Consider the following 21,068-nt stretch of genomic DNA (forward strand, 5'->3'; position numbering starts at 1 on the left):
CCGCTATGGCGACAAGACCGCTGAAGTGCTGGGCAGCATGATATTTGAAGGTGCCGACATCATTCGTCAGCGCATCCAGCACTACGACATCCAGTGTGATTACCAGCCTGGCGGCATCTTCGCGGCGCTCAATAAAAAGCAGCTCAGAGGCCTGGCCGAGCAGAAAAGCAACTGGGAACGCTACGGCAACGAAAACCTGAAGATGCTCGACGCGGCAGACATCAAACGTGAAGTCGGTTGCGACAATTACGTCGGCGGCCTGCTTGATCTGCAGGGCGGCCACGTCCATCCCTTGAACCTGGCGCTCGGTGAAGCTTCGGCGATCATTGGCCTGGGCGGCAAGATCTACGAACAGTCGGCGGCGTTGGAAATCACCTACGGCGAGCCGATCACCATTCGCACCGCCAAAGGCGTCGTGCGCGCCAACTATCTGCTGATCGCCGGCAACGCGTATCTGCCCCAAGGACTCGACAATCGAGTGACCAGCAAAAGCATGCCGTGCGGCTCGCAAATCGTCGTCACCGAGCCGTTGTCCGAGCACGTCGCGCGCAGCCTGATCACAAACAACTATTGTGTGGAAGACTGCAATTATTTGCTCGACTACTATCGCCTCACCGCCGACAACCGCCTGCTGTACGGCGGTGGCGTGGTCTACGGCGCGCGTGAGCCGGATGACATCGAACAGCTGATCAAGCCGAAGATCCTCAAGACCTTCCCGCAGCTCAAGGACGTGAAGATCGATTACCGCTGGACCGGCAATTTCCTGCTGACCATGTCGCGCATGCCGCAATTCGGTCGCATCGAGAAAAACGCCTACTACATGCAGGGCTACAGTGGTCACGGCGTCACCTGTTCGCACCTGGCCGGCAAACTGATAAGTGAAATGATCCGCGGCGACGCCGAACGTTTCGACGCTTTTGCCTCGCTCCCACAGTCTGGCGGCCCGAATCAAACTGTAGAAGTGAGCCTGGTCCGGGCGGCGTTCCGACGAAGAGGCCATCACTGCAGACACAAACCCAATCATGCACCCCCCAATCGCCATCTACCTCAGCCTACAGCAACAACCGCAAACGTGATTTAATACCCGCCTTTAATTTCCGGGACAGGGAAAGCGGTACTTTCGCGGCCAAAAGTCGCCCGCCATCCACCCCCATAACCCTTAAGTATTTCTCGCATAAGGCTGTCATGGACACGGGCTCACGACTCAAACTGGTACGCGAAAGCTACAAACTCTCCCAGCGCGAGCTGGCCCGGCGCAGTGGCGTGACCAATGCCACCATTTCCCTGATCGAACAGAACCGCGTCAGCCCCTCCGTCAGCTCCCTGAAGAAGCTGCTCGAAGGCATCCCCATGTCCCTCGCGGATTTCTTCACCTTCGACCAACCGCCTCGTGAACACCAATACGTTTTCCGCGCCAATGAACAGCCCGACCTCGGCCGCCACGGCCTGCGTTTGCTGCTGATCGGTGCGTCGGTGCCGAGCCGGCAGATGCGACTCTTGCGTGAACAATACGCACCCGGAGCAAGTTCAGGAGAAGAGCCGATAGTGCATGCTGAAGGCGAGGAGTGCGGACTCGTGACGCGCGGCACGGTCGAGCTGACGGTGGATGGGCAGATCAGTGTGCTGAATGCCGGCGATGGCTATTATTTCCCGACGACGCTGCCGCATCGGTTTCGCAACATCGGTCAGGATGAAGCGGAAATCATCAGCGCCAACACTCCGGCGAACTTCTGATCCTGAAACGAACACTCTGTAGCAGCTGCCGAAGGCTGCGTCCGCAGTCCCGAAAAAAAAACAAAAGCCCCGACTTCCGATCGGGGCTTTGTTTTTAATCTTCGCTCTTCCTGACAACTGACGCATGCAAGCTTGAGTTACTGCCTGGCCTGCGGCGAATGCGGATTTGGATTCTTGTGTTTGGGTCCCGCCACTGCCCATGCGATCAAACCGAACAAAGGCACGAACACGATGACAACGATCCACACCATTTTGTCGCTGGATTTGCCTTCGGCTTTGCGGACTTTGTTGATAGCCCATAGCTCGACCAGTACAAGAATTGCCGCCAGTACGATCCAGATGGTTTCGATTTGCATTGGTCACCTCCTAAGGTCTTGTCATTAGGTGGTTTTTTTGCAGCCGGGTTCCATCTTTTTATTAGCGGCGAGTTCGATTGGAAGATCGCAGCCTCGTTTCACTCGACAGCTCCTACGGACCGTACGGGTCGTACGGTCATATGGGTTGTACGGGTCGTACGGTCATATGGGTCGTATGGTCGTATGGTCGTACGGTCATATGGGTCGTATGGTCGTACGGGTCGTATGGGGGCTACGGAGTTCACGGGTCATACGGGGTTATTTCGGTTTCCAGTGACCGCCGCCCGATTCGCAATCAATCTTTACCTGGCTCAGGTTATCGGCGCCGTAATAATAGGTAGTGACCTGTGCGTTGTCCGGTACGTTGGGCCGCTCGCTGTTTTTGTCTTTGCTGGTGGAATGCGGGTTCGCCAGTGATTCCTGTGTCAGCGTGGCGACGCAGGTCGCCTGATAACGTTCTTCGCACTGGGCGACTTTTTTCTTGGTACTGGTGACCATTTCCTTGCTTTCATTGCTGCAAGACCAGTCGATGGAGTTTACCGGCATGCCTTCGTACTCGTAACAGCTATGGGATTCGACGACCGGCACGGACGTGCTTTGCGAGCGGGTCTGCACGTCACAGGCTTCGGCGAAGACCAGGGTGGGGCTGAGGCTGGCGATCAGAAGCAGAACTCTACTGTTCATCGGGTTTTCCTCTCCAATGGCGCTTCCCTGGAGCTTAGTTCAGCGCTGGTAGAGTTTCGAAACTTCGACAGGGCGTGCGGTTCAATACGTTTTCGGCTAGTACGCGAGGTAGTGTCGGACGCGGCCTTCGGCCGCTGTCACAAATTTGCGCTGGTCAGGACAATCATTGGTTTAATCGATATCGATCATCAAGAAACGCAAGTTCTGTTTTTCTGTCATGAGAGGAGGATAGCGTCATACCTGACTCGCCTCTGAAGGAACCTGCGCGATGAGAATGTCTACCTGGCTGGCCCTTATCGCCGTAATGACCGGAAGCTTCACGGCTGTCGTGCCGGCTTATGCTGCCGAACCGTCCTGCCATTTCCTGCCGGTGGCCGACAGCGCCGCCCATTTGCAGCACGCTCAAACGGTTGGCGTGTTGTACAGCGAAAATACCATCGACACGCTGGCGTACCTCGAGCAGTACCACTCTGTAGCGCTCAAAGGCGCGAAGAACACCGAGCTGGATTCGCGGATCAGCCGGGCGTTCGTCGACAGTTCCGATCCTCAGCGGGCAATCAACTGGCTGATGGCTTCGTTGCAGAAAGAGTTTGCGGCGGTGACGGTCTACGACAACCTGGACGCGCTGATGCAGGCCCGACCGGATGTGGTGGTGATGCTCGACACGTACAGCCGTCTGGTGTCCAAGCGCAACAATCAGGTTGAAGCGCGCTTCATGGCGAAGTTTTACGATTCGAACCTGCAATACATCGGCAAGGCTGAAGGCTCGCGGATGCAGCAGATGCCTTCAGTGTGGGTGAAAGGCAAAGCGGTGCCAGAGATTGCGGCGCAGATCGAGCAGCAAACTGCGTTGCAAGTCAATGCTCTGAAGCAGTTCGACTCATCACTCAAAGCACTTGTATCTTCCGGCACCATCGCCCAGCTTGCGGTTCAGTAACCCGCCCACTTGCCCTTGCAGGATGTTGATCCCTATTGTGGGCTTCCAGCACACATCAATGTTGGCTGACCCGGCTCCTTCATGAGCAAGGCCGCTTTCACTGGCAGTCATATGTGGCGAGGGGGCTTGCCCCCGTTGGGCAGCGAAGCGGCCCCTTCATTTGATTCGTTCAGGCTTCACGGCGTCCCAAACATAGCTGTCCAGTAAATCCCCGAATCGCTCTTCGGATCGACCGCGTACGCCGCGCCCAGCTCCTGAAACTGCGGATTCATCAGGTTGGCGCAATGACCGGGGCTGGCGACCCAGCCGTCAACCACTCTGCGCACGGTATCTTGCCCGGCGGCGATGTTCTCGCCGACCTGCTGACCGATGTAACCGCCCAATTCCGCCCGGTCGCCCGGTGTCCGACCGTCGCGATCCTTGTGATCGAAGTAGTTGTTGTTGGCCATGGACCGAGAGTGGCTTTCGGCCGCTGCCCCCAGGACTGCGTTCCACGTCAGCGGCGCGGCGGCGGCGAAGTTCTGGCTGCCGCACTGGCGGGCCCGACTGCGTGCGGTATTGAGTTCGGCCAGCAGCTTTTGACCTTCCGCCTGCCAGTCGCCCAAGCGCGCGCTCAACAGCGGGCGCGCCAGCACAATGCGCCATTCGCGTCCTTCGCGACTGACGCCAATATCGACAAACTGCGGATCGAGAACCACTTTGCAGAAGCTTTCGCGAATGGCCGTCATCGCCGACTGCGCGTCCCGCGGCCCCGACAGGCTGATCGCCTGCACATTGACCATCGGATAACCCGCGGTGGTCATCGCCTGCTGCAGATTGCCCACACCAGTGGCCGATAGCGCCAGCCGTGGGTCGCCAGCCAGCGGTGGCAGCTCGGACGAGACCTCGCCGGCACATTTCTGCACTTCGCTGCGGTAGACGTTGATCGAGTCGATCAGCTGTTTCTCATCGACCGCCCATGCATTCATGGCGAACGACAGACCCAACGACAACGCGGCACAACGCCTGACGAATGATGTGAAACCCATGAAATATCTCCCTTGAACGGACGGTGCCCATGATGCGTGAAGTTGCGCCTGTTGAGGCAGTGCATTTGCGCAAAATGTTGCACACCAGTGGCTATCATTTCACTACTACACTCAACCGACCACGGCCAACCGAGTTAATCCGACTATGCGCCAAAACTGGATAGCCACCTTCCTCGCAATCACTCTTCTCGTTGGTCCGGCAGCTGCCGCCGAACAGGAACAAAAGCAACAAGCGGCCGAAAACAAGGCTGAAGTCCTCGAGCAAAAAGCCGCCGATAACAGCCGTTCGACGCCCGCGCCGAAAGCCGAAGCCATCACCCAATCAGAAGTTCAGGCCGTAGACCCCGAAGGCGCCGCGCCGCTCGATGACGCCATCACCTGCCTGGCGCGATCAATCTACTGGGAAGCCAAGGGCAAGGATTCCGCAGACATGGAAGCTGTCGCCAGCGTCGTCATGAATCGGCTCGGCCACAAGGGTTTCCCGGACACGGTGTGCGGTGTGGTCAAGCAGGGTTCAGAAGCCAGGAACTGCCAGTTCTCATAGTGGTGCGACGGTCGCGCGGATTCGGTTCAGGAAGAAGCGCCTTACGCGCTCGCCAAGGAAATCGCCCGCAAGGCGCTCAACCGGCAGCTCGCGGACCGGACCAAAGGGGCGCTGTATTTCCACGACCGTACGGTGCGTCCGGATTGGTCGAGGACTTACATCAAAACCGTAGACATCGGACTGTTCAGGTTCTACAAACCGCAGGAAGGAACGACGAAGTAGCGCGCCAGGCTGCAGGAGCACGGCTTGCCGGCGAAGAAGACTCGATCAGCTTCATCAACCGGGCCGTGCTCCGTTCAATATTGCGGACTTACAGTTCCATGCCCAGGAAGATCAATGTATTGCCATGAGCTTCGGCCGATGCCCGCTGGTTGTAGCTGTCGCGGTGCGAGCAGTTGAAACCATGCTGGGCCTGCGGATACACAACGATCTCGACGTTTTCGTTGTTCTCGAAACGTTCGGCGATCTTCTCCACGGCTTCCAGCGGAATGTGGCTGTCTTCTTCACCGAAATGCATCAGCAGCGGTACTTCGATTTGATCGGCACGTTCCAGCTGGTCCTGGATACCTCCACCGTAATAGGCGATCGCCACATCCACCAAGCCATTGGCAGCGGTGTGGTACGAGAGCAGGCCGCCGAAGCAGTAACCGATCGAGGCAATGCCGCCGTCCAGACCCGGATGTGCTTTCAAGGCATTGATGGCCAGTTCGATATCGGCCTGGGCTTTGTCGATGTCGGTGGCGTTCATCAACTCGACGGCGCGTTTCCAGCCCGGTTCATCGTAGGTGAGTTCGATACGGTGGCCGCTGCGCCAGAACAAGTCCGGAACGATCACAACGTAACCGTCGGCCGCGTATTGCTCGGCGACCGAGCGGATGTGTTCGTTGACCCCGAAAATTTCCTGGATCAGTACGATGCCCGGGCCCTTGCCGGTGTGCGGAATCGCCAGGTAAGCGCCGAATTTACCGTCGGCGCTGTCGATGTCGATCCATTGGGTGGTCACGCTCATGGTGGCTCCTGTCTGCACAAGTGAAGTAAAGGTGAAGGCTGCCACGTTATCATTTCAGCGATTGTCGCGGTGCCAGAAGAATCGCGACAGCAGCGCATCGAGGCTGAGCTTGCCTGCGCCGGAAAAAACCAGGGGCAGCAGGGCGACGAGGTAGATCAGCGGCAGTTTGAAGTTGCCGTGCCCTTTGTTGCTGATCGCATAGCCTTGGGCAAGCTCACTCAATGTAGACCAATCGGCGGGCCAGTGAACGGCAGCCGTCGCCACGATCGTCACCACAATCAGGATGAATGCGCTGATACGCGTGCCCAGCCCGACCAGCAGCGCCAGGGCGCAGATCAACTCAGCCCACATCGACAGTTCCCAGTTCCAGGTGGCCGGCACATGGTTGAAGGGAAATGGGAAGCGCTGCTGAATGTCGGCGAACCAGTTTTCGCCATTGAATTTCTCCAGCCCCGACTCGAAAAACTCCCAGGCGAGGAACACGCGCAGCGTCAGCGGCGTGAGCCAGTGGCCGGCACGGTCGAGGTTCAGGTGCAGGCCTTTCACGGCCGATGAAAGTGAGGTGGTCATGGGCTTGATCTCCGGTAGTCGGGGAGGGGGGGCTGCAGCAGGCCCCGCGCGGGGGTGTGATGCGCTTTGATCGGCGGAGCCAATCGACCGGCACAGTTGATCAAGCGGGTGTATCCGTGATGTGTCTTTCCGGGTGGCTTTTATGGGCTGGTGTGTCTGAGGCGGGGTTGTATACAGGCGGATACAAGACGTCACGTGGTGGCCTTGTAATCCTGTAACCCTGCGACCTTGCGACCTTGCGACCCTGCGACCTTGCGACCCTGCGACCCTGCGACCCTGCGACCTTGCAACCCTGCGACCTTGCGACTTTGCAACCCTGCACCTTGCGACCTTGCAACCCTGTAGCAGCTGGCGCAGCCTGCGTCCGGCTGCGAAGCAGTCGTAACATGGGTGTTCTGACACACCGCGACCGCTGATCAAACGACTGCTGCGCAGCCGGACGCAGGCTGCGCCAGCTGCTACAAAGGCGGCGGGTGCAGCGCGAGCTGCTACAGAGGCAGGCGGACGCAGGCTGCGCCAGCTGCTACAGGAGCCGTGTCTCCGTCGGGGAGATGACGCTCAGGAAGATTTGCTATACATTTTCCGGCCGTCCCTTGCATGGTGAAACCGCTTCATGTCTCTCGCGCTCGAACGTCTAGTCGCTGGCACGCCGATTCCTTTCGCCGGTAACCGTGTCACGGTGGTTAGCCCCGAACTGGCCGCGCGTTTTCAGCCTGGGGACCATTTGCTGGTGGAGCAGGTCAGCGGTGAATTGCTGCTGATCCCGGTGGCGGACCAGCAAGCGGCGACACTCGCGATCGCGCGAGCCGAATCCGCGTTTCGCGCGATGTCAGCCGTTTCCGATGACGCCATCAGCGAATTCTTTGAACATTTTGCCCAGCGTCTGGAAGATCCGCAGTGCTGGGCGTTGATCGCGAGCGCCAACCGCGCCGATATCGAGAGAGCGAAGACGCGTGGGCGATCGACCACACGGCTGCTCGCCGATGAGCGCATGCGCAGTGACATGATTGCCGGCCTGCGGTCCTGGCGTGACGCGTCGGCATCCCGTGGCAAAGTGATCAGCAGCGTCGAGCATGACGGCTGGACCGTCGAGCAAGTGGTCGCGCCGTTGGGCATCGTCGCTTTTGTGTTTGAAGGTCGGCCAAATGTTTTCGCCGACGCTGCCGGTGTGTTGCGCACCGGCAACACCGCGGTGCTGCGCATCGGCAGTGATGCGTTGGGGACGGCGCAAGCGATCGTCACACACGCCTTGAATCCGGCACTGGAGGCCGCCGGATTACCGGCTGGCGCGGTGTCGCTGGTGGAAAGCGTCAATCATGCTGCCGGTTGGGCGATGTTTGCCGATCGGCGTCTTTCACTGGCGGTGGCTCGCGGTTCGGGGCGCGCGGTCAGTCAGCTGGGCAGCATCGCGCAACAGGCCGGTACGGCCGTGAGCCTGCACGGTACTGGCGGCGCGTGGCTGGTAGCCGAACACGATGCCGATGCCGGGCGCTTCGCCGCCGTGGTGCGCAACTCGCTGGACCGTAAAGTCTGCAACACCCTCAACGTCTGTCTGATTCACCGAGACCGCGCCGCCGACCTGGTGCCGTTGTTCCTCGACGCGCTGAAACAGGCCGGCCTCGCACGAGGGCAGGGGTGCAAGTTGCACATCGTCGCAGGCAGCGAAACGTACTTGCCGAGTGATTGGCAAACCGCCAGCGTTGAGGTCTGTCGCCCCGAGGGCTACCGGACTGAGCCTCTGGCCGAGCCGTTGGCGCAAGAGCAGCTCGGTAAAGAGTGGGAGTGGGAGGAGACGCCGGAAGTCAGCCTGAACATTATCGACGACCTCGACAGCGGCATTGCTTTGTTCAACCACTACAGTCCGCAGTTCACCGTGTCGCTGATCAGCGAAAATGCGGCGACTCAGGAACGATTCTATAACGCAGTCAACGCTCCGTTCGTTGGCGATGGCATCACCCGCTGGGTCGACGGCCAGTACGCTCTGAACAAGCCGGAACTGGGTCTTTCCAATTGGGAGAGCGGACGGCTGTTCGCCCGCAGCGCGATTCTCTCGGGTGACGGCGTGTTCACCATTCGGAGCAGAATGCGGCAGACCGATCTGTCGGTGAAACGCTAACATTCCCCAGACGACCACCAGTCAAGACGCGGTTTTACTACCGCGTCAGTCCTCTACGGACTCGCACACTCCGTTGGATGCTTTGCCCTTGGACGAGACTGCGACCGAATCGTCTTCGGCGATCACGATTGCAAGCGTCACATCCGTCCCCTTGGACTCAAAACGACGGTCATTGATGGCTTTGGTTTCGGCTTCCTGGGTACCGATCATTACAGCTCCATCCTGGTCCGCCTGCACCAACAGTTTTCCGGGGCACTCAACGATGAATGACGGCACTCCTGGGACACTGTTGGCCTGAGCGGCATTCGCAGTCATCAACAACGCCATGATTGTCAAAACGGACTTCATCTCTCATCTCCATGGGCTCACTGCTGGATACCGTTAACAATAGCTGCATTTTTTGTGCAGACGGCAAACAAAAGGCCCCGCTCGATGACTCGGGCGGGGCCTTTTCAGTTATCAGGCGTATCAGTAGAACCGGTCGATCACCCGCGCTTCATTCTGGTTCTGCATCGAGGCCCAGGCCTGTTTAAGCGTTTGCAGCACATTACCGATGAAGTCCTTGTCAGCGGCGGCTTTCTTGCCGACATAACCTTGGCCGCGACGGTACATCTTCAGTCGGGCCAGCAGGTTCTGGTTGTTCCGGTCGAACTCGGCTTCATGGGTGTGCGGCGACAGGCAGTCGATGTGCACCTGACCCGATTTGCTGATCCACAGAATGTGGCTGTCGTGGCTGTCTTTTTGCGCAGCGAACAGACGAGCCAGTTCATCGATAGTCGGTTGATTATTCAGATTCATCATGTAAACCCCTTGACCATTTGGTGATCTTTCAAAGTTGATTCGCTAATACAGGTAGCCCATCGGTTAGTTGATCCCTGGCACCGAAACCAGGACGTCAGCGCTCGACCGTCGAAATGACGGGGGCACGCATCTGTTGCATGTAGTCGTGTTGAATAACTGCTACGCAATAGCGTCACAACGAGGAGAAGCGGCGAAAACCTTTTGGCCACTGCCGACGCTTTGAGGGTCGGTCACAAGCTTCATGAGGATTGATCGCCAGCGCTTCTCGTCCTTGTACTGGACGTTCAGGCCAGGTCAGCTTCTTCAATCTGCCTTGTGGGCAGCGTGTATCCGGAATAACAGCTCGGCGGTCAGACGAGCTTGCTCAAACATGTTGCCTGTCTCCCGATCGGGGTGACGTCTGCATCATGCAAGGGCAAATCGGAGGCGTCAACGGTTTTGTAGTGATTATTTTCAGACACTACATATTGTCCGACAAAGACATTTTGGAATTAAAATCGCCTGATGTTTGCGGAACGTTTTTGCGCGATCAGGCTTTCCTGGCGGGCTTTGCGCTGCGTTTGGCAGAGGTTGCAGGCTTGCGCTTGGCGGGTTTGCGTTTGTTTTTCCAGGGTGTCGCACCCCGTCCGGCCGGGCCGCTGATGGTAAGACTCAGGCCGGCACATCGCGCGACCTGCTTGCTCATCCACGCGGCTTGCTTGGTGACGAATTCTTCCAGGCTCATCTCGCCGCTTTGCACCATGTCCAGGGCCTGTTCCCAGATGGCTGTAGTGCCCGGGTCAGCGATGGCGCGTGGTACCGCGTCGATCAGGCTGAAAGCGGCCGGCGTCGCCGCCAGTGCCTTGCCGTTCTTGATCAGATAACCGCGGTCGAGCAGGCCTTGAATGATCGACGCGCGGGTCGCCTCGGTGCCGATGCCGGTGGTGTCCTTGAGTTTTTGCTTGAGCAGCGGATCCTCCACCAGTTTGGCGACGTTTTTCATCGCCTTGATCAGGTCGCCTTCGGTGAACGGCTTGGGTGGCTGGGTCCAGAGATCCTTCAGCTTGACATCGGCCACTGCGCAGTCACCGCCCTCGGCCAATGCGGGCAGCGTTTGCGCTGGCGGGGCTTCGCGGCCTTTGGCCGGCGCCAGTGCTTCGGGCAAGGCACGCTTCCAGCCCGCTTCGACAATCTGCTTGCCAACGGCGCGCAAGGTTTCCCCGGCACAGTCAAAGTCGGCCTGAGTGCGATCGTATTCGTGATGGGGCAGAAACTGCGCCAGGTAGCGAGCGCGGATCAGGGTATAGACCGCACGCTGTTTGCCCACCAGACGCTCGAGATTTTTCGCCGCAGCCGTTGGAATGATCCCGTGGTGAGCGCTGACCTTGGCGTCGTTCCAGGCGCGCGAACGGCGTTGCGGTTGCAGAAGATCCTGCAAGGCACTCAGTGTGGGATCGGCCTGCCTTAGCGCCGCGAGGATGCTTGATGCTTCAGCGTGCTGACTGACAGGCAGATAACCGCAGTCGCTGCGCGGGTAGGTGATGACTTTATGGGTTTCGTAAAGCGCCTGGGCGATGTCTAGGGTTTCCTGAGCACCGAGCCCGAGTTTCTTGGAACACACTTCCTGCAACGTGCCCAGATCGAACGGCAGTGGTGCGACTTCACGCATGCGCTCGGTGCGGAGTTTGATCACCCGGGCCGTCGTCGCGCCGAGCATCGCCGCGGCTGCCTGTTGCGCCCGCGGCTGATTCAGGCAGCGATCCTGATCGTCGCACGCGTCAGAGGGCGCGCGCCACTGCGCGGTAAATGCCGTGCCCTCGTGCAGCAGTTGCACGTCAATGGCCCAGTAAGCGACCGGCACGAAATCGGCAATGCTGCGATCACGATCCACGACCAGACGCAGGGTCGGCGTTTGCACCCGGCCCACCGGCAAAACGCCCTGATAACCGGACTGTCTTCCGAGCAAAGTGAACAACCGGCTCATGTTCATGCCGATCAGCCAATCCGCCCGTGAACGCCCGAGTGCCGAGTGATACAGGCTGAAGGTCTCGGCGCCGGGCTTCAGCGAAGCCAGGGCCTTGCGGATCGACGCGTCATCGAGCGCCGATAACCACAAGCGCTGTATTGGCCCGCGGTAGCGACAATGCTCGACCAGTTCCCGGGCGATCATCTCGCCCTCACGGTCGGCATCGGTGGCGATCACCAGGTCATCGGCTTCACCGAGCAGACGCTTGACCGCTTTGTATTGGCTGGCGGTGCGCGGTTTGACGGTCATCTTCCACTTGTCCGGAATGATCGGCAGATCCGCCAGTACCCAGCGCTTGTACCGGGCGTCATAGGCATCCGGCGGGGCGGTTTCCAGTAAATGGCCGATGCACCAGGTGACCGTGACGTCTGTGCCCAGCCAGCAGCCGTCGCCGCGCCGTCTGGCGCCAAGCACCGCCGCAATGTCTTTGGCCTGGGAAGGTTTTTCACAGAGGTACAGCCGCATAACCACCATCGTTCATCAAGTGCCGAGAACCACAGGATGGCGGCTGAGAAGCGATCGGGCAATCTTTATCTGTATGGATGTACAGCAAAGCTGTTGCGCCGGTTTGCTGCAGACGAACTGCACTCCGTTGGGCTGGCAGGCGCTTTTGACTGAAAATTTGCGTTATACCTGATCAACCGTGGTCTCATTTGTTGCAGCCGCTGCATGGCCCATCGCGGGCAAAGCGGATTTCGCATTTTGCCCGCTCCCACAGGTTTGTCGTCGTAACGAGGAATGCAAGTCATGAAAAGCACCGGTCCCAGTCCTGTCATTACTATCGCCGAGCAGCCAGGTTGTCTGTTGGTAAAATTCCACGGTATTCAAGTTGCCGCGTCCACCCGCGCGCTGGTGCTGTTGGAGGCTAACTACCCGCCGGTGTATTACGTGCCGCGTGAGGACATTGCCGAAGAGTATTTTGCCCGTACCGACCACACCAGCTACTGCCCTTACAAAGGCGACGCGAGCTATTACAGCCTGCAGATTCCCGGGCACGAGGGCGCCAATGCAGTGTGGACGTATGAGGATCCCAAAGTGTCGGTGGCGCAGATCAAGGATTATGTGGCGTTCTATCCCGATCAGGTGACATTCGAGATTCTCAAAGACGTTGAGTGACTTGTCCCGTTCTGCGCACTGGCAGTGGGCAGCTCGCGCAGCTGTGTAGTTCGCCAATGTGCTGGGGCATTTTGCTGTCAGCGGCTCTTGCCAATCGTTGGTGGCTGGCTCGATAATGCGAGTCATTATCAGTCGCGAACCATTCCATCGTCATGTCCGCCAACGATTTGTCTCTGCGCAGCGCCGTCAACGATCTGTATTGCGAACATCACGGTTGGCTCAATGGCTGGTTACGCAAGCGTGTGGGCAATGCTTTCGATGCCGCCGACCTTGCCCAGGACACCTTTGTTCGAGTGATCAAGGCGCGCAATGCGCATGACATTCGCGAGCCGCGACCCTACCTGTCGATGATTGCTAAAGGGCTGCTGATCGACCTGTTCCGTCGCCGTTCGCTTGAGGAGTCTTACCTGGAAGCGCTGGCGGCCATGCCCGAATGGCAACAGACCTCGCTGGAAGAACAGGCGATCCTGCTGCAGGCCCTGATGGAAATTGATCGTTTGCTGCAAGGCTTGGGGCCCAAAATCAAGCAGACGTTCATCCTGTCTCAATTCGAAGGGCTGACTTACCCGCAGATTTCCGAATGTCTGAACATCAGTGTGCGTACGGTTAACAATTATATGGCCAAGGCGATGGAGCATTGCTGTCTGATGCAGATTCGTCTGGAGCTGCCATGAGCCTGTCATCCGCGGAACTGCGGGCCATCAGTGCCGCCGCCCGTTGGTGTGCGTGTTTTCGATCGGGCGTTGCTACCGATGCCGAACGTGCGCAATGGAATGAATGGCTGATGGCCGACCCTGTGCATCAGCAAGCCTGGCAGCGCATGACGGCCATCGGCGACCAGATGGGCAGCGTTCCGGGCGCATTGGCATCACCCGTCCTGCGGGGCGCAGATCGATCACGTCGACAGGTCTTGCGCGGTTTTGCGGTGCTGGCGTCGGCCGGTTCGTTGGGCTGGTTGGGATGGCGCAGTGAGTCACGCCAGAATCTGTCTGCGGATTTGCGTACCGCTGTCGGCGAGCGCCGTGAATGGCACTTGGCGGATGGCAGTTCATTGCTGCTGAACACGGACACCTCGGTGAACCTGCGTTTCGATGGTCGGCAACGGTTGTTGCACCTGTTGCGCGGCGAGGTCCTGGTCACGACGGCCGCCGATCCTGCGCAGCGGCCATTCACCGTCAGCACCCGCCACGGCGAGGTCCTGGCGCTGGGCACGCGGTTTATCGTGCGCTCCCGGGACGAGGGGGGCGAGGTGGCCGTGCTGGAAAAAGCGGTTGAAGTCAGCGCCGCTGGCGGCGGTCCGAAGGTGCGTGTCGAGGCGGGGCAGTCGATCAATTTCACTGCCGCTGCACTGGGCACTGTCCGCTACAACGATAAGTCTACGGGCGCATGGCAGCAAGGCAGCATCATCGCCATCAATCGGCCCTTGGTCGGGCTGCTTGCCGAGCTATCGCGTTACCGTACGGGCGTGCTCCGTTGCGATCCGCGTGTCGCTCAATTGAAAGTGTCCGGCGCCTTTCCAATTGATGATACCGACCGTGCGCTCGCCGCGCTGGAAAGCGGGTTCTCGCTGCGTGTCACTCGATTGAGCCGTTATTGGGTTAATGTTTCGGCTTGAAGATGTCCGTTAACTTTGCGCGTAGCTGCGCAGGGCGGTCCTGCGGACACGCGACGCAGCCTCGTGCCTCGGTAGTTGCTACAGGGCGGCGGCAGTGTGGGCCGGATTGGGGAAAAATAGTTTTTCAATCATTTGCACTTTTGAGACACATCGTTCGGCTCATCCCTCAGTGAGTATTTATTGATAGCTTTGGGGGAGGTTAAGCATGTCTCAAGTGGATGCGCCAGGTCGGCTGGCAATGGCAATCAAGGTCGGCTTGATCGCGGCAGCGTCGATGACCGCGTGGCCTCGCGCAGCAACAGCGGCGCCGACGCAGCAGCAATCGGTGCACTCTTTCGATATCGCCGGGGGCAGCCTGACCGAAGTGCTCAGTCATTTCGCCAGCGCCGCCGGCGCCGCTATTTCCTTTGATGCGCGACAAACCGAAGGTTTACGCTCACCAGGGCTCAAAGGTGCGTTCGGTGTCAGTGAAGGGTTCGCGCGGATCCTCGGAGCCAGCGGCCTGCAAGCCGAACCGCAGGCTAACGGGACTTACGTGCTGAGGCCAGTGCCGGCCGCGGGATCTGCGCTGGAACTGGGCACCACCAACATCAATGGTCAGTTGCTGGGCGCAACCACCGAGAACAGCGGCTCGTACACCACCGGCGCGGTGACGATTGGCAAGGGTGAGCATTCGCTCAAGGAAACGCCGCAATCGGTCACGGTCATGACCCGCAAGATGCTCGATGACCAGAACCTCAACACCATCGATCAAGTGATGGAAAAGACCCCAGGCATCACGGTTTACGATTCGACCATGGGCGGTAAATATTTTTACTCGCGCGGGTTCCGCATGTCGGGTCAGTACCAATACGATGGTGTGCCGCTGGACATGGGCAACCTGTATGTCCAGGCCGACAGTTTCAGCGGTGACATGGCGTATTACGACCGGGTGGAGATTCTGCGCGGCGCCGCGGGAATGATGAAAGGGGCGGGCGGTACTGCGGGTGGAGTCAACTTCGTGCGCAAGCGCGGACAGGCTGCGGCCCATACCGACATCACGCTGTCCGGTGGTAGCTGGGACAATTATCGCGGGCAGGTCGACACCGGGGGACCGCTGAATGATGCCGGAACGATTCGCGGGCGGGGGGTGATTGCCCAGCAGAGCCGGCATTATTTTGTGGACGATGCCAATCGCAAGGATCAGGTGTACTACGGCGCTCTTGATATCGACCTGAGCCCGAACACCACGGTCGGGCTCGGCGTTGCCTACGAAGACGTGGATGCAAGTCCGTGCTGGGGGGGACTGCCGCGTTATCGTGACCGCAGTGATTTGCAACTGGGGCGTTCGACCTGTCTTGATCCTTCCTGGAATACCTGGCGCAGCCAGCGCACCACGTTTTTCAGTGATTTGAAACACCAGATCAACGATGACTGGGCTCTGAAAGTCGCCAGTGTTTATACAAAAAACACTCAGGACATCAAATACGCGTTCGCCTCCGGCGCCGTCACACCCGGGGTCAACACCACGGGCATGTTGGGCAGCCTCTACGATTACGATCAGGTTGACTACGGCCTGGATGCTTACGTGGATGGCAAGTTCGACGCGTTGGGCCAGCGTCATGAGTTGGTGGTCGGTTTCAACGCCAGCCGGGCGAAAAAAGATGACTTTTACTCAGTGGCGTTTTTGCCGCAGCGGCAAAACGTATTCAATCCAGACCGGCATATTCCTGAGCCGGACGACAGCTACTTCATCAATAACTCGTCTCGCGGCGGGCCAGTCAACTCCGTCACCAAACAGAAGGGTGTTTATTCGACCTTGCGCCTCAAACTGGCCGATCCGTTGACCTTGGTCGTCGGCGGTCGAGTGAGCTGGTACAACTCGGACACCGACTCGGAGTTCATCAATACCGGTACCTCGGAACACTCCAGCACCACGGAAACCGGGCAGGTCACACCCTTTGCCGGCCTGCTGCTGGACCTCAATGAAAACCTTACGGCTTACGCCAGCTACTCGGATATCTTCACGCCACAAGGCAACTACCGCTCAGAGGACGGTTCAGCCCTTAAACCGCTCGTTGGACAGAGCTACGAATTGGGGATCAAGGGCGCCTGGTTCGATGGTCGCCTGAACAGCTCGTTCAACCTGTTCCGCACCATTCAAAAGGACCAGGCGCAAACGGATTACAACTCATCCTGCCCGTCATCGGATGGCTACTGCTACGTCAACGCGGGCAAAGTCCGCGCCCAGGGTTTCGAGGCGGAAATCAGCGGGGAAGTGATTGAGCGCCTGCAATTGCTCGCGGGGTACACCTACACTCAGACCAAGACGCTGGATGATATCGACAGCAGCCTGAACGGTGCCGTGTTCAACAGTTATTTGCCGCGTCATGTGCTGCGCATGTGGGGCGATTATGCGTTGAGCGGCTCACTTGCGCGGTTCACCATCGGAGCCGGCGTCAACGCGCAGAGCGATAATTTCCGGGTCTCGCCCACCAGTGGCGAGAAAATTGGCCAATCAGGTTATGCGATCTGGAACGGACGCATCGGTTACCGCATCGACGACATCTGGTCGGTGGCATTAAATGGCAATAACCTTTTTGACAAACGCTACTACAGCACCATCGGTACCGAGGGTTTCGGCAACTATTACGGTGATCCGCGTAACTTCATGGTGTCGGTCAAAGCAAGTTTTTAAGGTAAACGCCTGCGCCCAACGCCGTGCCTGTGCACGGCGTCCTGGTTTCTGTTATCGGGTAGTGCTTACCAGTGCCGATTCGTCGATCCGAGCGATCGTCGTGACCCCGGTCAGGGTCATCGCGACGCGCATTTCCTTGGCAAAGATGTCGAGCAGGTTCTCCACGCCGCGTTGACCATCGGCCGCCAGCGCGTACGCCATTGAGCGACCGAGCATTACGCCTTTCGCGCCCAGCGCGAGCATGCGCACCACATCCAGCCCCGAGCGAATGCCGGAATCGACCAGCACGGTAAGATCATTGCCCACCGCTTGCATGATCGGCGGCAATGCCCTGGTGGTCGACAGCACGCCGTCCAGCTGCCGCCCGCCATGATTCGACACCACAATGCCGTCCGCACCGAAGCTGACGGCATCTTTGGCATCCTGGGGGTCGAGTATGCCTTTGATGATCATCGGGCCTTTCCAGAAATCGCGAATCCACTCCAGATCGCTCCAGCTGATCGAAGGATCGAAGTTGTTGGCCAGCCAGCCCATGTAGTCTTCGAGGGTGACGGCTTTGCCGAGGTACTTCGATATGTTGCCGAGGTCGTGCGGGCGCCCCATCAGGCCGACGTCGAAGGCCCACTGAGGTTTGGTCATGGCCTGCAGCAGACGCCGTGACGAGGCGAAGCGCCCGGACATGCCCGAGTGGGCATCGCGATATCGAGCGCCGGGGGTCGGCATGTCGACGGTAAACACGAGATTTTTCACCCCGGCGGCTTTCGCCCGTTCGAGGGCGTTTTTCATAAAGCCGCGATCTTTCAATACGTACAGCTGAAACCAGATGTTTTGCTCGGTCTGCGCCACCACTTCCTCGATCGAGCACACTGACACCGTGGAGAGGCACAATGGGATGCCTTTTTTCTCGGCCGCTCTGACCGCCTGCACTTCACCTCGGCGGGCGAACATGCCTGTCAGGCCGACCGGCGCGAGGATGACGGGCATGGACAGCGGCTGGTCGAAGAGGGTGGTCTCAAGGCTCAGGGTTTCGACGTTTTTGAGGATCCGCTGGCGCAAGCTGATACCGGTGAGGTCGGCGCTGTTGGCCCTGAGGGTGTGTTCGGCGTAGGCGCCGCCGTCGATATAGTCGAAGAGGAAACGTGGCAGTTTGCGGCGTGCTGCTTCGCGGTAGTCGGATGCGGATGAAATAATCATGGTGCCTCGTTCGGTGAGTGGCGGGGCGGTTGTGTTGGGTCAGAGTAGCGAAAATGGCTTGGGTTTGGGGTAATTCTGTTGGCCTGTGAATCTGCTGCGGTTTCGGATCAGTTGCAGGAGCAAAGCTTGCTCGCGAAAGCTTTTCTGGTTCGACCTTCCTTCCCGAGGACGTAAGCGATCCACTGTAGCTGGCTTGCCAGCGGTGGCTATGGGTATGGCTATGGCGTGGGCGGTCAGGTTTTGCTGGTGTACATATCCGTTATTGCGGTCAGCCGGCTCGCCCACTGCGCAGAACCTGCGCTCAGCCTCCCGACGGTGCGCTCAACTCTACAGCCGCCAAGGCGGCCCGATAGCCGACCTGGCGCGCGGTATTGCGCGACCACACAAATCCTTGTAGCAGCTGGCGCAGCCTGCGTCCGGCTGCGGTATTGCGCCACCACACAAATCCTTGTAGCAGCTGGCGCAGCCTGCGTCCGGCTGCGGAGCAGTCGTAAAATCAGGCGGCGCGGTTTGATAGATAAACGCATGCTCGGGGATCGACGACGACGAGACGAGACGAGACGAGACGACTGCTGCGCAGCCGGACGCAGGCTGCGCCAGCTGCTACAGGTTCTGTGGTGCTTCGGGCTCTTTGCTTTGCTTTTGCTTTTGCTTTTGCTTTTGATCTTGATCTGCCCCGTCGGAAGGCCGAGTGCAGGTTCTGCGCAGTGGGCAACCCGGCATGGATGCCGGGTTAGCTGCCGCCGGCCATGGATGGCCGATGGCAGCGGGCCCACGGAGCAGGACCGGAGCGAGGGTATGGCGAGCCTTAGCTAGCCACCGTACGTCAGGGGCGCAGGCGCTTTGGTTACTTTGGGCCGGGCCGCGTAGGCTTTTCCAAAGTGACCCGCTGTAAGAGCGGAACCGATAGCAGCCATCACCACATCAACGGATATGTACCCTCCCAATCAAAACCCGCCACTGCCACCCACCCAGACCCAGTCAGTTAGTTAGTATCAAGATCCACGTTCTTGGTCTCGCGCAAACAGATCATCCCCACCACCAGGCTCACCCCCGTAATCACCACCGGGTACCACAGCCCATAGAAAATATCCCCCGTGTACACCACCAGCGCGAACGACACGGTAGGCAGGAAACCACCAAACCAGCCATTACCGATGTGATAGGGCAGCGACATCGAGGTATAGCGAATCCGCGTCGGGAACAGCTCCACCATCAGCGCGGCCAACGGGCCGTAGCACATCGCCGAGATGATGATCAGCGCCACGATCAGCGCCACGATCATTGGCTTGTTGATCGCCTGCGCATCTGCCTGGGACGGATAGCCTGCCAGGGTCACCGCGCCGCGCAAGGCCGATTCGTCGTAACCGTCGATTTTTACGTCGCCAATGCTGACCTGCACGCCGCTGCCTGCCGGGGCCTCTGCGCTTGAATAGGGCAGGCCCTGCTTGACCAGGAAGGTCTTGACCTTGTCGCACGGGCTGTCGAATTTCGCCTTGCCCACCGGATCGAACTGGAAAGTGCAGGTCGCGGGGTCGGCCAGAACAGTGATCGGCGCCTGGCGGCTGGCCTGATCAATTGCCGGGTTGGCGTAGTGGGCCAAGGTCTTGAAAATCGGGAAATACAACGCAGTGGCCAGCAACAGCCCGATCATCAGGATCGGTTTGCGCCCGACCTTGTCCGACAACCAGCCGAAGAAGATGAAGAATGGCGCGCCAATCATAACGCTGACGATCAGCAAACTGTTGGCCAGTGCCGGATCCATGCGCAGGAATTGAGTGAGGAAGAACAGCACATAAAACTGCGCCGCATAAAACGTCACCGCTTGCCCGGCATTGATGCTGAACAGGGCGATCAGCACGACCTTGAGGTTTTCCCATTTGCCGAACGAATCACGCAGTGGTGATTTCGAGACCTTGCCTTCTTCTTTCATTTTTACGAATGCAGGAGACTCGTGCAGGCTCAGACGGATCCAGGTCGAGATGCCCAGCAACACGATGGAAAACAGGAACGGCAGGCGCCAGCCCCAGACTTCGAACTGATCGCCGGTGAAGTAGCGGCAACCCAGGACCACCAGCAATGACAGCAACAGCCCGAGGGTGGCTGTCGATTGAATCCAGCTGGTGTGGAAGCCGCGTTTACCCATCGGTGCGTGTTCTGCCACATAAGTCGCGGCACCACCGTATTCACCGCCCAATGCCAAGCCCTGCAACATGCGCAGCACTACAAGGATGATCGGCGCCGCGATGCCGATGCTGGCGTAAGTCGGCAGCAAGCCGACGCAGAAAGTCGCCACACCCATCAGGATGATGGTGGCGAGGAAGGTGTACTTGCGCCCGATCATGTCGCCCAATCGACCGAATACCAACGCACCGAATGGCCGCACTATGAAACCGGCGGCGAACGCCATCAAAGCGAAAATGAACGCCGTGGTGTCATTGACCCCGGCAAAGAACTGCTTGCTGATGACCGCCGCGAGGGCGCCATAAAGGAAAAAGTCGTACCACTCGAAAACCGTACCGAGTGATGAGGCAAAGATGACCTTTCGCGTATCCGGGCTGGTGATCGCACCGGGCACGGCATCCAGAGGCTGAACATGTTCTGACATATCGGTATCCCTCACAGTGATTGTTTTTGTTGTTCCACTGTCAGCGCCGGCCTTGTGGGCTGGCGCCGCTCCTG

The 21,068-nt window shown here is 58.9% G+C and carries 17 protein-coding genes and 2 pseudogenes; 9 read left to right on the forward strand and 10 right to left on the reverse strand.

The window, feature by feature from the left end:
• Positions 1-931 (forward strand): annotated as a pseudogene (locus F8N12_RS04590) (NAD(P)/FAD-dependent oxidoreductase); the annotation flags it as partial.
• Positions 932-1,185: 254 nt separating this feature from the next.
• Complete coding sequence (locus F8N12_RS04595; protein WP_008068184.1) at positions 1,186-1,734, forward strand: cupin domain-containing protein; 549 nt, start codon at positions 1,186-1,188, stop codon at positions 1,732-1,734.
• A gap of 137 nt (positions 1,735-1,871) precedes the next feature.
• On the opposite strand, the gene F8N12_RS04600 is transcribed toward F8N12_RS04595, so the two are convergent.
• Complete coding sequence (locus F8N12_RS04600; RefSeq protein WP_150579381.1) at positions 1,872-2,090, reverse strand: PLD nuclease N-terminal domain-containing protein; 219 nt, start codon at positions 2,088-2,090, stop codon at positions 1,872-1,874.
• Between the two features lie 258 nt (positions 2,091-2,348).
• Entirely contained in the window at positions 2,349-2,774 is a 426-nt protein-coding gene (locus tag F8N12_RS04605; RefSeq protein WP_150579382.1) for a hypothetical protein, read from the reverse strand.
• A 268-nt stretch (positions 2,775-3,042) separates the two neighbouring features.
• Here F8N12_RS04605 and F8N12_RS04610 point away from each other — a divergent pair, with 268 nt between their 5' ends.
• Positions 3,043-3,711, forward strand: coding sequence for an ATPase (locus tag F8N12_RS04610; protein WP_150579383.1), 669 nt, complete (start codon positions 3,043-3,045; stop codon positions 3,709-3,711).
• 176 nt (positions 3,712-3,887) lie between these two features.
• Here F8N12_RS04610 and F8N12_RS04615 read toward each other — a convergent pair whose 3' ends face one another.
• Entirely contained in the window at positions 3,888-4,739 is an 852-nt protein-coding gene (locus F8N12_RS04615) for a CAP domain-containing protein (protein ID WP_150579384.1), read from the reverse strand.
• 145 nt (positions 4,740-4,884) lie between these two features.
• Here F8N12_RS04615 and F8N12_RS04620 point away from each other — a divergent pair.
• Positions 4,885-5,505, forward strand: a pseudogene (locus F8N12_RS04620) (cell wall hydrolase).
• A gap of 88 nt (positions 5,506-5,593) precedes the next feature.
• On the opposite strand, the gene F8N12_RS04625 reads toward F8N12_RS04620, so the two are convergent.
• A complete protein-coding gene (locus tag F8N12_RS04625; RefSeq protein ID WP_150579385.1) occupies positions 5,594-6,292 on the reverse strand; it encodes a dienelactone hydrolase family protein in 699 nt (232 codons plus the stop codon).
• 54 nt (positions 6,293-6,346) lie between these two features.
• On the reverse strand, positions 6,347-6,862 hold the full coding sequence (locus F8N12_RS04630) for a DoxX family protein (RefSeq protein ID WP_150579386.1): 516 nt from the start codon (positions 6,860-6,862) through the stop codon (positions 6,347-6,349).
• A gap of 613 nt (positions 6,863-7,475) precedes the next feature.
• Here F8N12_RS04630 and F8N12_RS04635 point away from each other — a divergent pair.
• Positions 7,476-8,978, forward strand: a complete 1,503-nt coding sequence (locus tag F8N12_RS04635; RefSeq protein WP_150579387.1) for an aldehyde dehydrogenase family protein — start codon at positions 7,476-7,478, stop codon at positions 8,976-8,978.
• 45 nt (positions 8,979-9,023) lie between these two features.
• Here the strand turns inward: F8N12_RS04635 and F8N12_RS04640 are convergent, their stop codons facing one another.
• The 3 genes from F8N12_RS04640 to F8N12_RS04650 all read right to left on the reverse strand — a co-directional run bounded on the left by F8N12_RS04640 (position 9,024) and on the right by F8N12_RS04650 (position 12,249).
• Complete coding sequence (locus tag F8N12_RS04640) at positions 9,024-9,326, reverse strand: hypothetical protein (protein WP_150579388.1); 303 nt, start codon at positions 9,324-9,326, stop codon at positions 9,024-9,026.
• Between the two features lie 120 nt (positions 9,327-9,446).
• Entirely contained in the window at positions 9,447-9,776 is a 330-nt protein-coding gene (locus tag F8N12_RS04645; RefSeq protein ID WP_150579503.1) for a hypothetical protein, read from the reverse strand.
• Between the two features lie 532 nt (positions 9,777-10,308).
• Positions 10,309-12,249, reverse strand: coding sequence for a DNA topoisomerase III (locus F8N12_RS04650; protein ID WP_150579389.1), 1,941 nt, complete (start codon positions 12,247-12,249; stop codon positions 10,309-10,311).
• A gap of 282 nt (positions 12,250-12,531) precedes the next feature.
• Here F8N12_RS04650 and F8N12_RS04655 point away from each other — a divergent pair, with 282 nt between their 5' ends.
• The 4 genes from F8N12_RS04655 (at position 12,532) to F8N12_RS04670 (ending at position 17,192) form a co-directional block, all read left to right on the forward strand.
• Positions 12,532-12,900 carry a DUF427 domain-containing protein gene (locus F8N12_RS04655; RefSeq protein WP_150579390.1) on the forward strand — a complete coding sequence of 123 codons (369 nt, stop codon included), beginning with the start codon at positions 12,532-12,534 and terminating at the stop codon, positions 12,898-12,900.
• Between the two features lie 152 nt (positions 12,901-13,052).
• Entirely contained in the window at positions 13,053-13,574 is a 522-nt protein-coding gene (locus F8N12_RS04660) for a sigma-70 family RNA polymerase sigma factor (protein WP_150579391.1), read from the forward strand.
• Positions 13,571-14,515, forward strand: coding sequence for a FecR domain-containing protein (locus F8N12_RS04665; protein ID WP_150579392.1), 945 nt, complete (start codon positions 13,571-13,573; stop codon positions 14,513-14,515). Before F8N12_RS04660 ends, F8N12_RS04665 begins: the two co-directional genes overlap by 4 nt.
• Positions 14,516-14,720: 205 nt before the next feature.
• Positions 14,721-17,192 carry a TonB-dependent siderophore receptor gene (locus tag F8N12_RS04670; RefSeq protein ID WP_150579393.1) on the forward strand — a complete coding sequence of 824 codons (2,472 nt, stop codon included), beginning with the start codon at positions 14,721-14,723 and terminating at the stop codon, positions 17,190-17,192.
• A gap of 51 nt (positions 17,193-17,243) precedes the next feature.
• On the opposite strand, the gene lldD is transcribed toward F8N12_RS04670, so the two are convergent.
• The gene (gene lldD, locus F8N12_RS04675) at positions 17,244-18,386 is read right to left on the reverse strand and encodes an FMN-dependent L-lactate dehydrogenase LldD (RefSeq protein WP_150579394.1); all 1,143 of its coding nucleotides are present in this window, start codon (positions 18,384-18,386) and stop codon (positions 17,244-17,246) included.
• A gap of 985 nt (positions 18,387-19,371) precedes the next feature.
• Positions 19,372-20,994: an MFS transporter gene (locus F8N12_RS04680; RefSeq protein WP_150579395.1), complete on the reverse strand. Its 1,623-nt coding sequence runs from the start codon at positions 20,992-20,994 to the stop codon at positions 19,372-19,374.
• Positions 20,995-21,068 lie beyond the last annotated feature (74 nt).

Origin of the sequence: Pseudomonas fluorescens (assembly GCF_902497625.1) — a bacterium.
In the GTDB taxonomy this organism is placed as follows: domain Bacteria; phylum Pseudomonadota; class Gammaproteobacteria; order Pseudomonadales; family Pseudomonadaceae; genus Aquipseudomonas; species Aquipseudomonas fluorescens_BQ.

What these genes read in the sequence shown, in the direction of transcription:
- lldD (WP_150579394.1), bottom strand. Translation starts at nt 18,386, where the DNA reads ATGATTATTTCATCCGCATCCGACTACCGCGAAGCAGCACGCCGCAAA.
- F8N12_RS04660 (WP_150579391.1), top strand. Translation starts at nt 13,053, where the DNA reads ATGTCCGCCAACGATTTGTCTCTGCGCAGCGCCGTCAACGATCTGTAT.
- F8N12_RS04615 (WP_150579384.1), bottom strand. Translation starts at nt 4,739, where the DNA reads ATGGGTTTCACATCATTCGTCAGGCGTTGTGCCGCGTTGTCGTTGGGT.
- F8N12_RS04610 (WP_150579383.1), top strand. Translation starts at nt 3,043, where the DNA reads ATGAGAATGTCTACCTGGCTGGCCCTTATCGCCGTAATGACCGGAAGC.
- F8N12_RS04630 (WP_150579386.1), bottom strand. Translation starts at nt 6,862, where the DNA reads ATGACCACCTCACTTTCATCGGCCGTGAAAGGCCTGCACCTGAACCTC.
- F8N12_RS04600 (WP_150579381.1), bottom strand. Translation starts at nt 2,090, where the DNA reads ATGCAAATCGAAACCATCTGGATCGTACTGGCGGCAATTCTTGTACTG.
- F8N12_RS04640 (WP_150579388.1), bottom strand. Translation starts at nt 9,326, where the DNA reads ATGAAGTCCGTTTTGACAATCATGGCGTTGTTGATGACTGCGAATGCC.
- F8N12_RS04595 (WP_008068184.1), top strand. Translation starts at nt 1,186, where the DNA reads ATGGACACGGGCTCACGACTCAAACTGGTACGCGAAAGCTACAAACTC.
- F8N12_RS04605 (WP_150579382.1), bottom strand. Translation starts at nt 2,774, where the DNA reads ATGAACAGTAGAGTTCTGCTTCTGATCGCCAGCCTCAGCCCCACCCTG.
- F8N12_RS04665 (WP_150579392.1), top strand. Translation starts at nt 13,571, where the DNA reads ATGAGCCTGTCATCCGCGGAACTGCGGGCCATCAGTGCCGCCGCCCGT.
- F8N12_RS04655 (WP_150579390.1), top strand. Translation starts at nt 12,532, where the DNA reads ATGAAAAGCACCGGTCCCAGTCCTGTCATTACTATCGCCGAGCAGCCA.
- F8N12_RS04645 (WP_150579503.1), bottom strand. Translation starts at nt 9,776, where the DNA reads ATGAATCTGAATAATCAACCGACTATCGATGAACTGGCTCGTCTGTTC.
- F8N12_RS04625 (WP_150579385.1), bottom strand. Translation starts at nt 6,292, where the DNA reads ATGAGCGTGACCACCCAATGGATCGACATCGACAGCGCCGACGGTAAA.
- F8N12_RS04650 (WP_150579389.1), bottom strand. Translation starts at nt 12,249, where the DNA reads ATGCGGCTGTACCTCTGTGAAAAACCTTCCCAGGCCAAAGACATTGCG.
- F8N12_RS04680 (WP_150579395.1), bottom strand. Translation starts at nt 20,994, where the DNA reads ATGTCAGAACATGTTCAGCCTCTGGATGCCGTGCCCGGTGCGATCACC.
- F8N12_RS04635 (WP_150579387.1), top strand. Translation starts at nt 7,476, where the DNA reads ATGTCTCTCGCGCTCGAACGTCTAGTCGCTGGCACGCCGATTCCTTTC.
- F8N12_RS04670 (WP_150579393.1), top strand. Translation starts at nt 14,721, where the DNA reads ATGTCTCAAGTGGATGCGCCAGGTCGGCTGGCAATGGCAATCAAGGTC.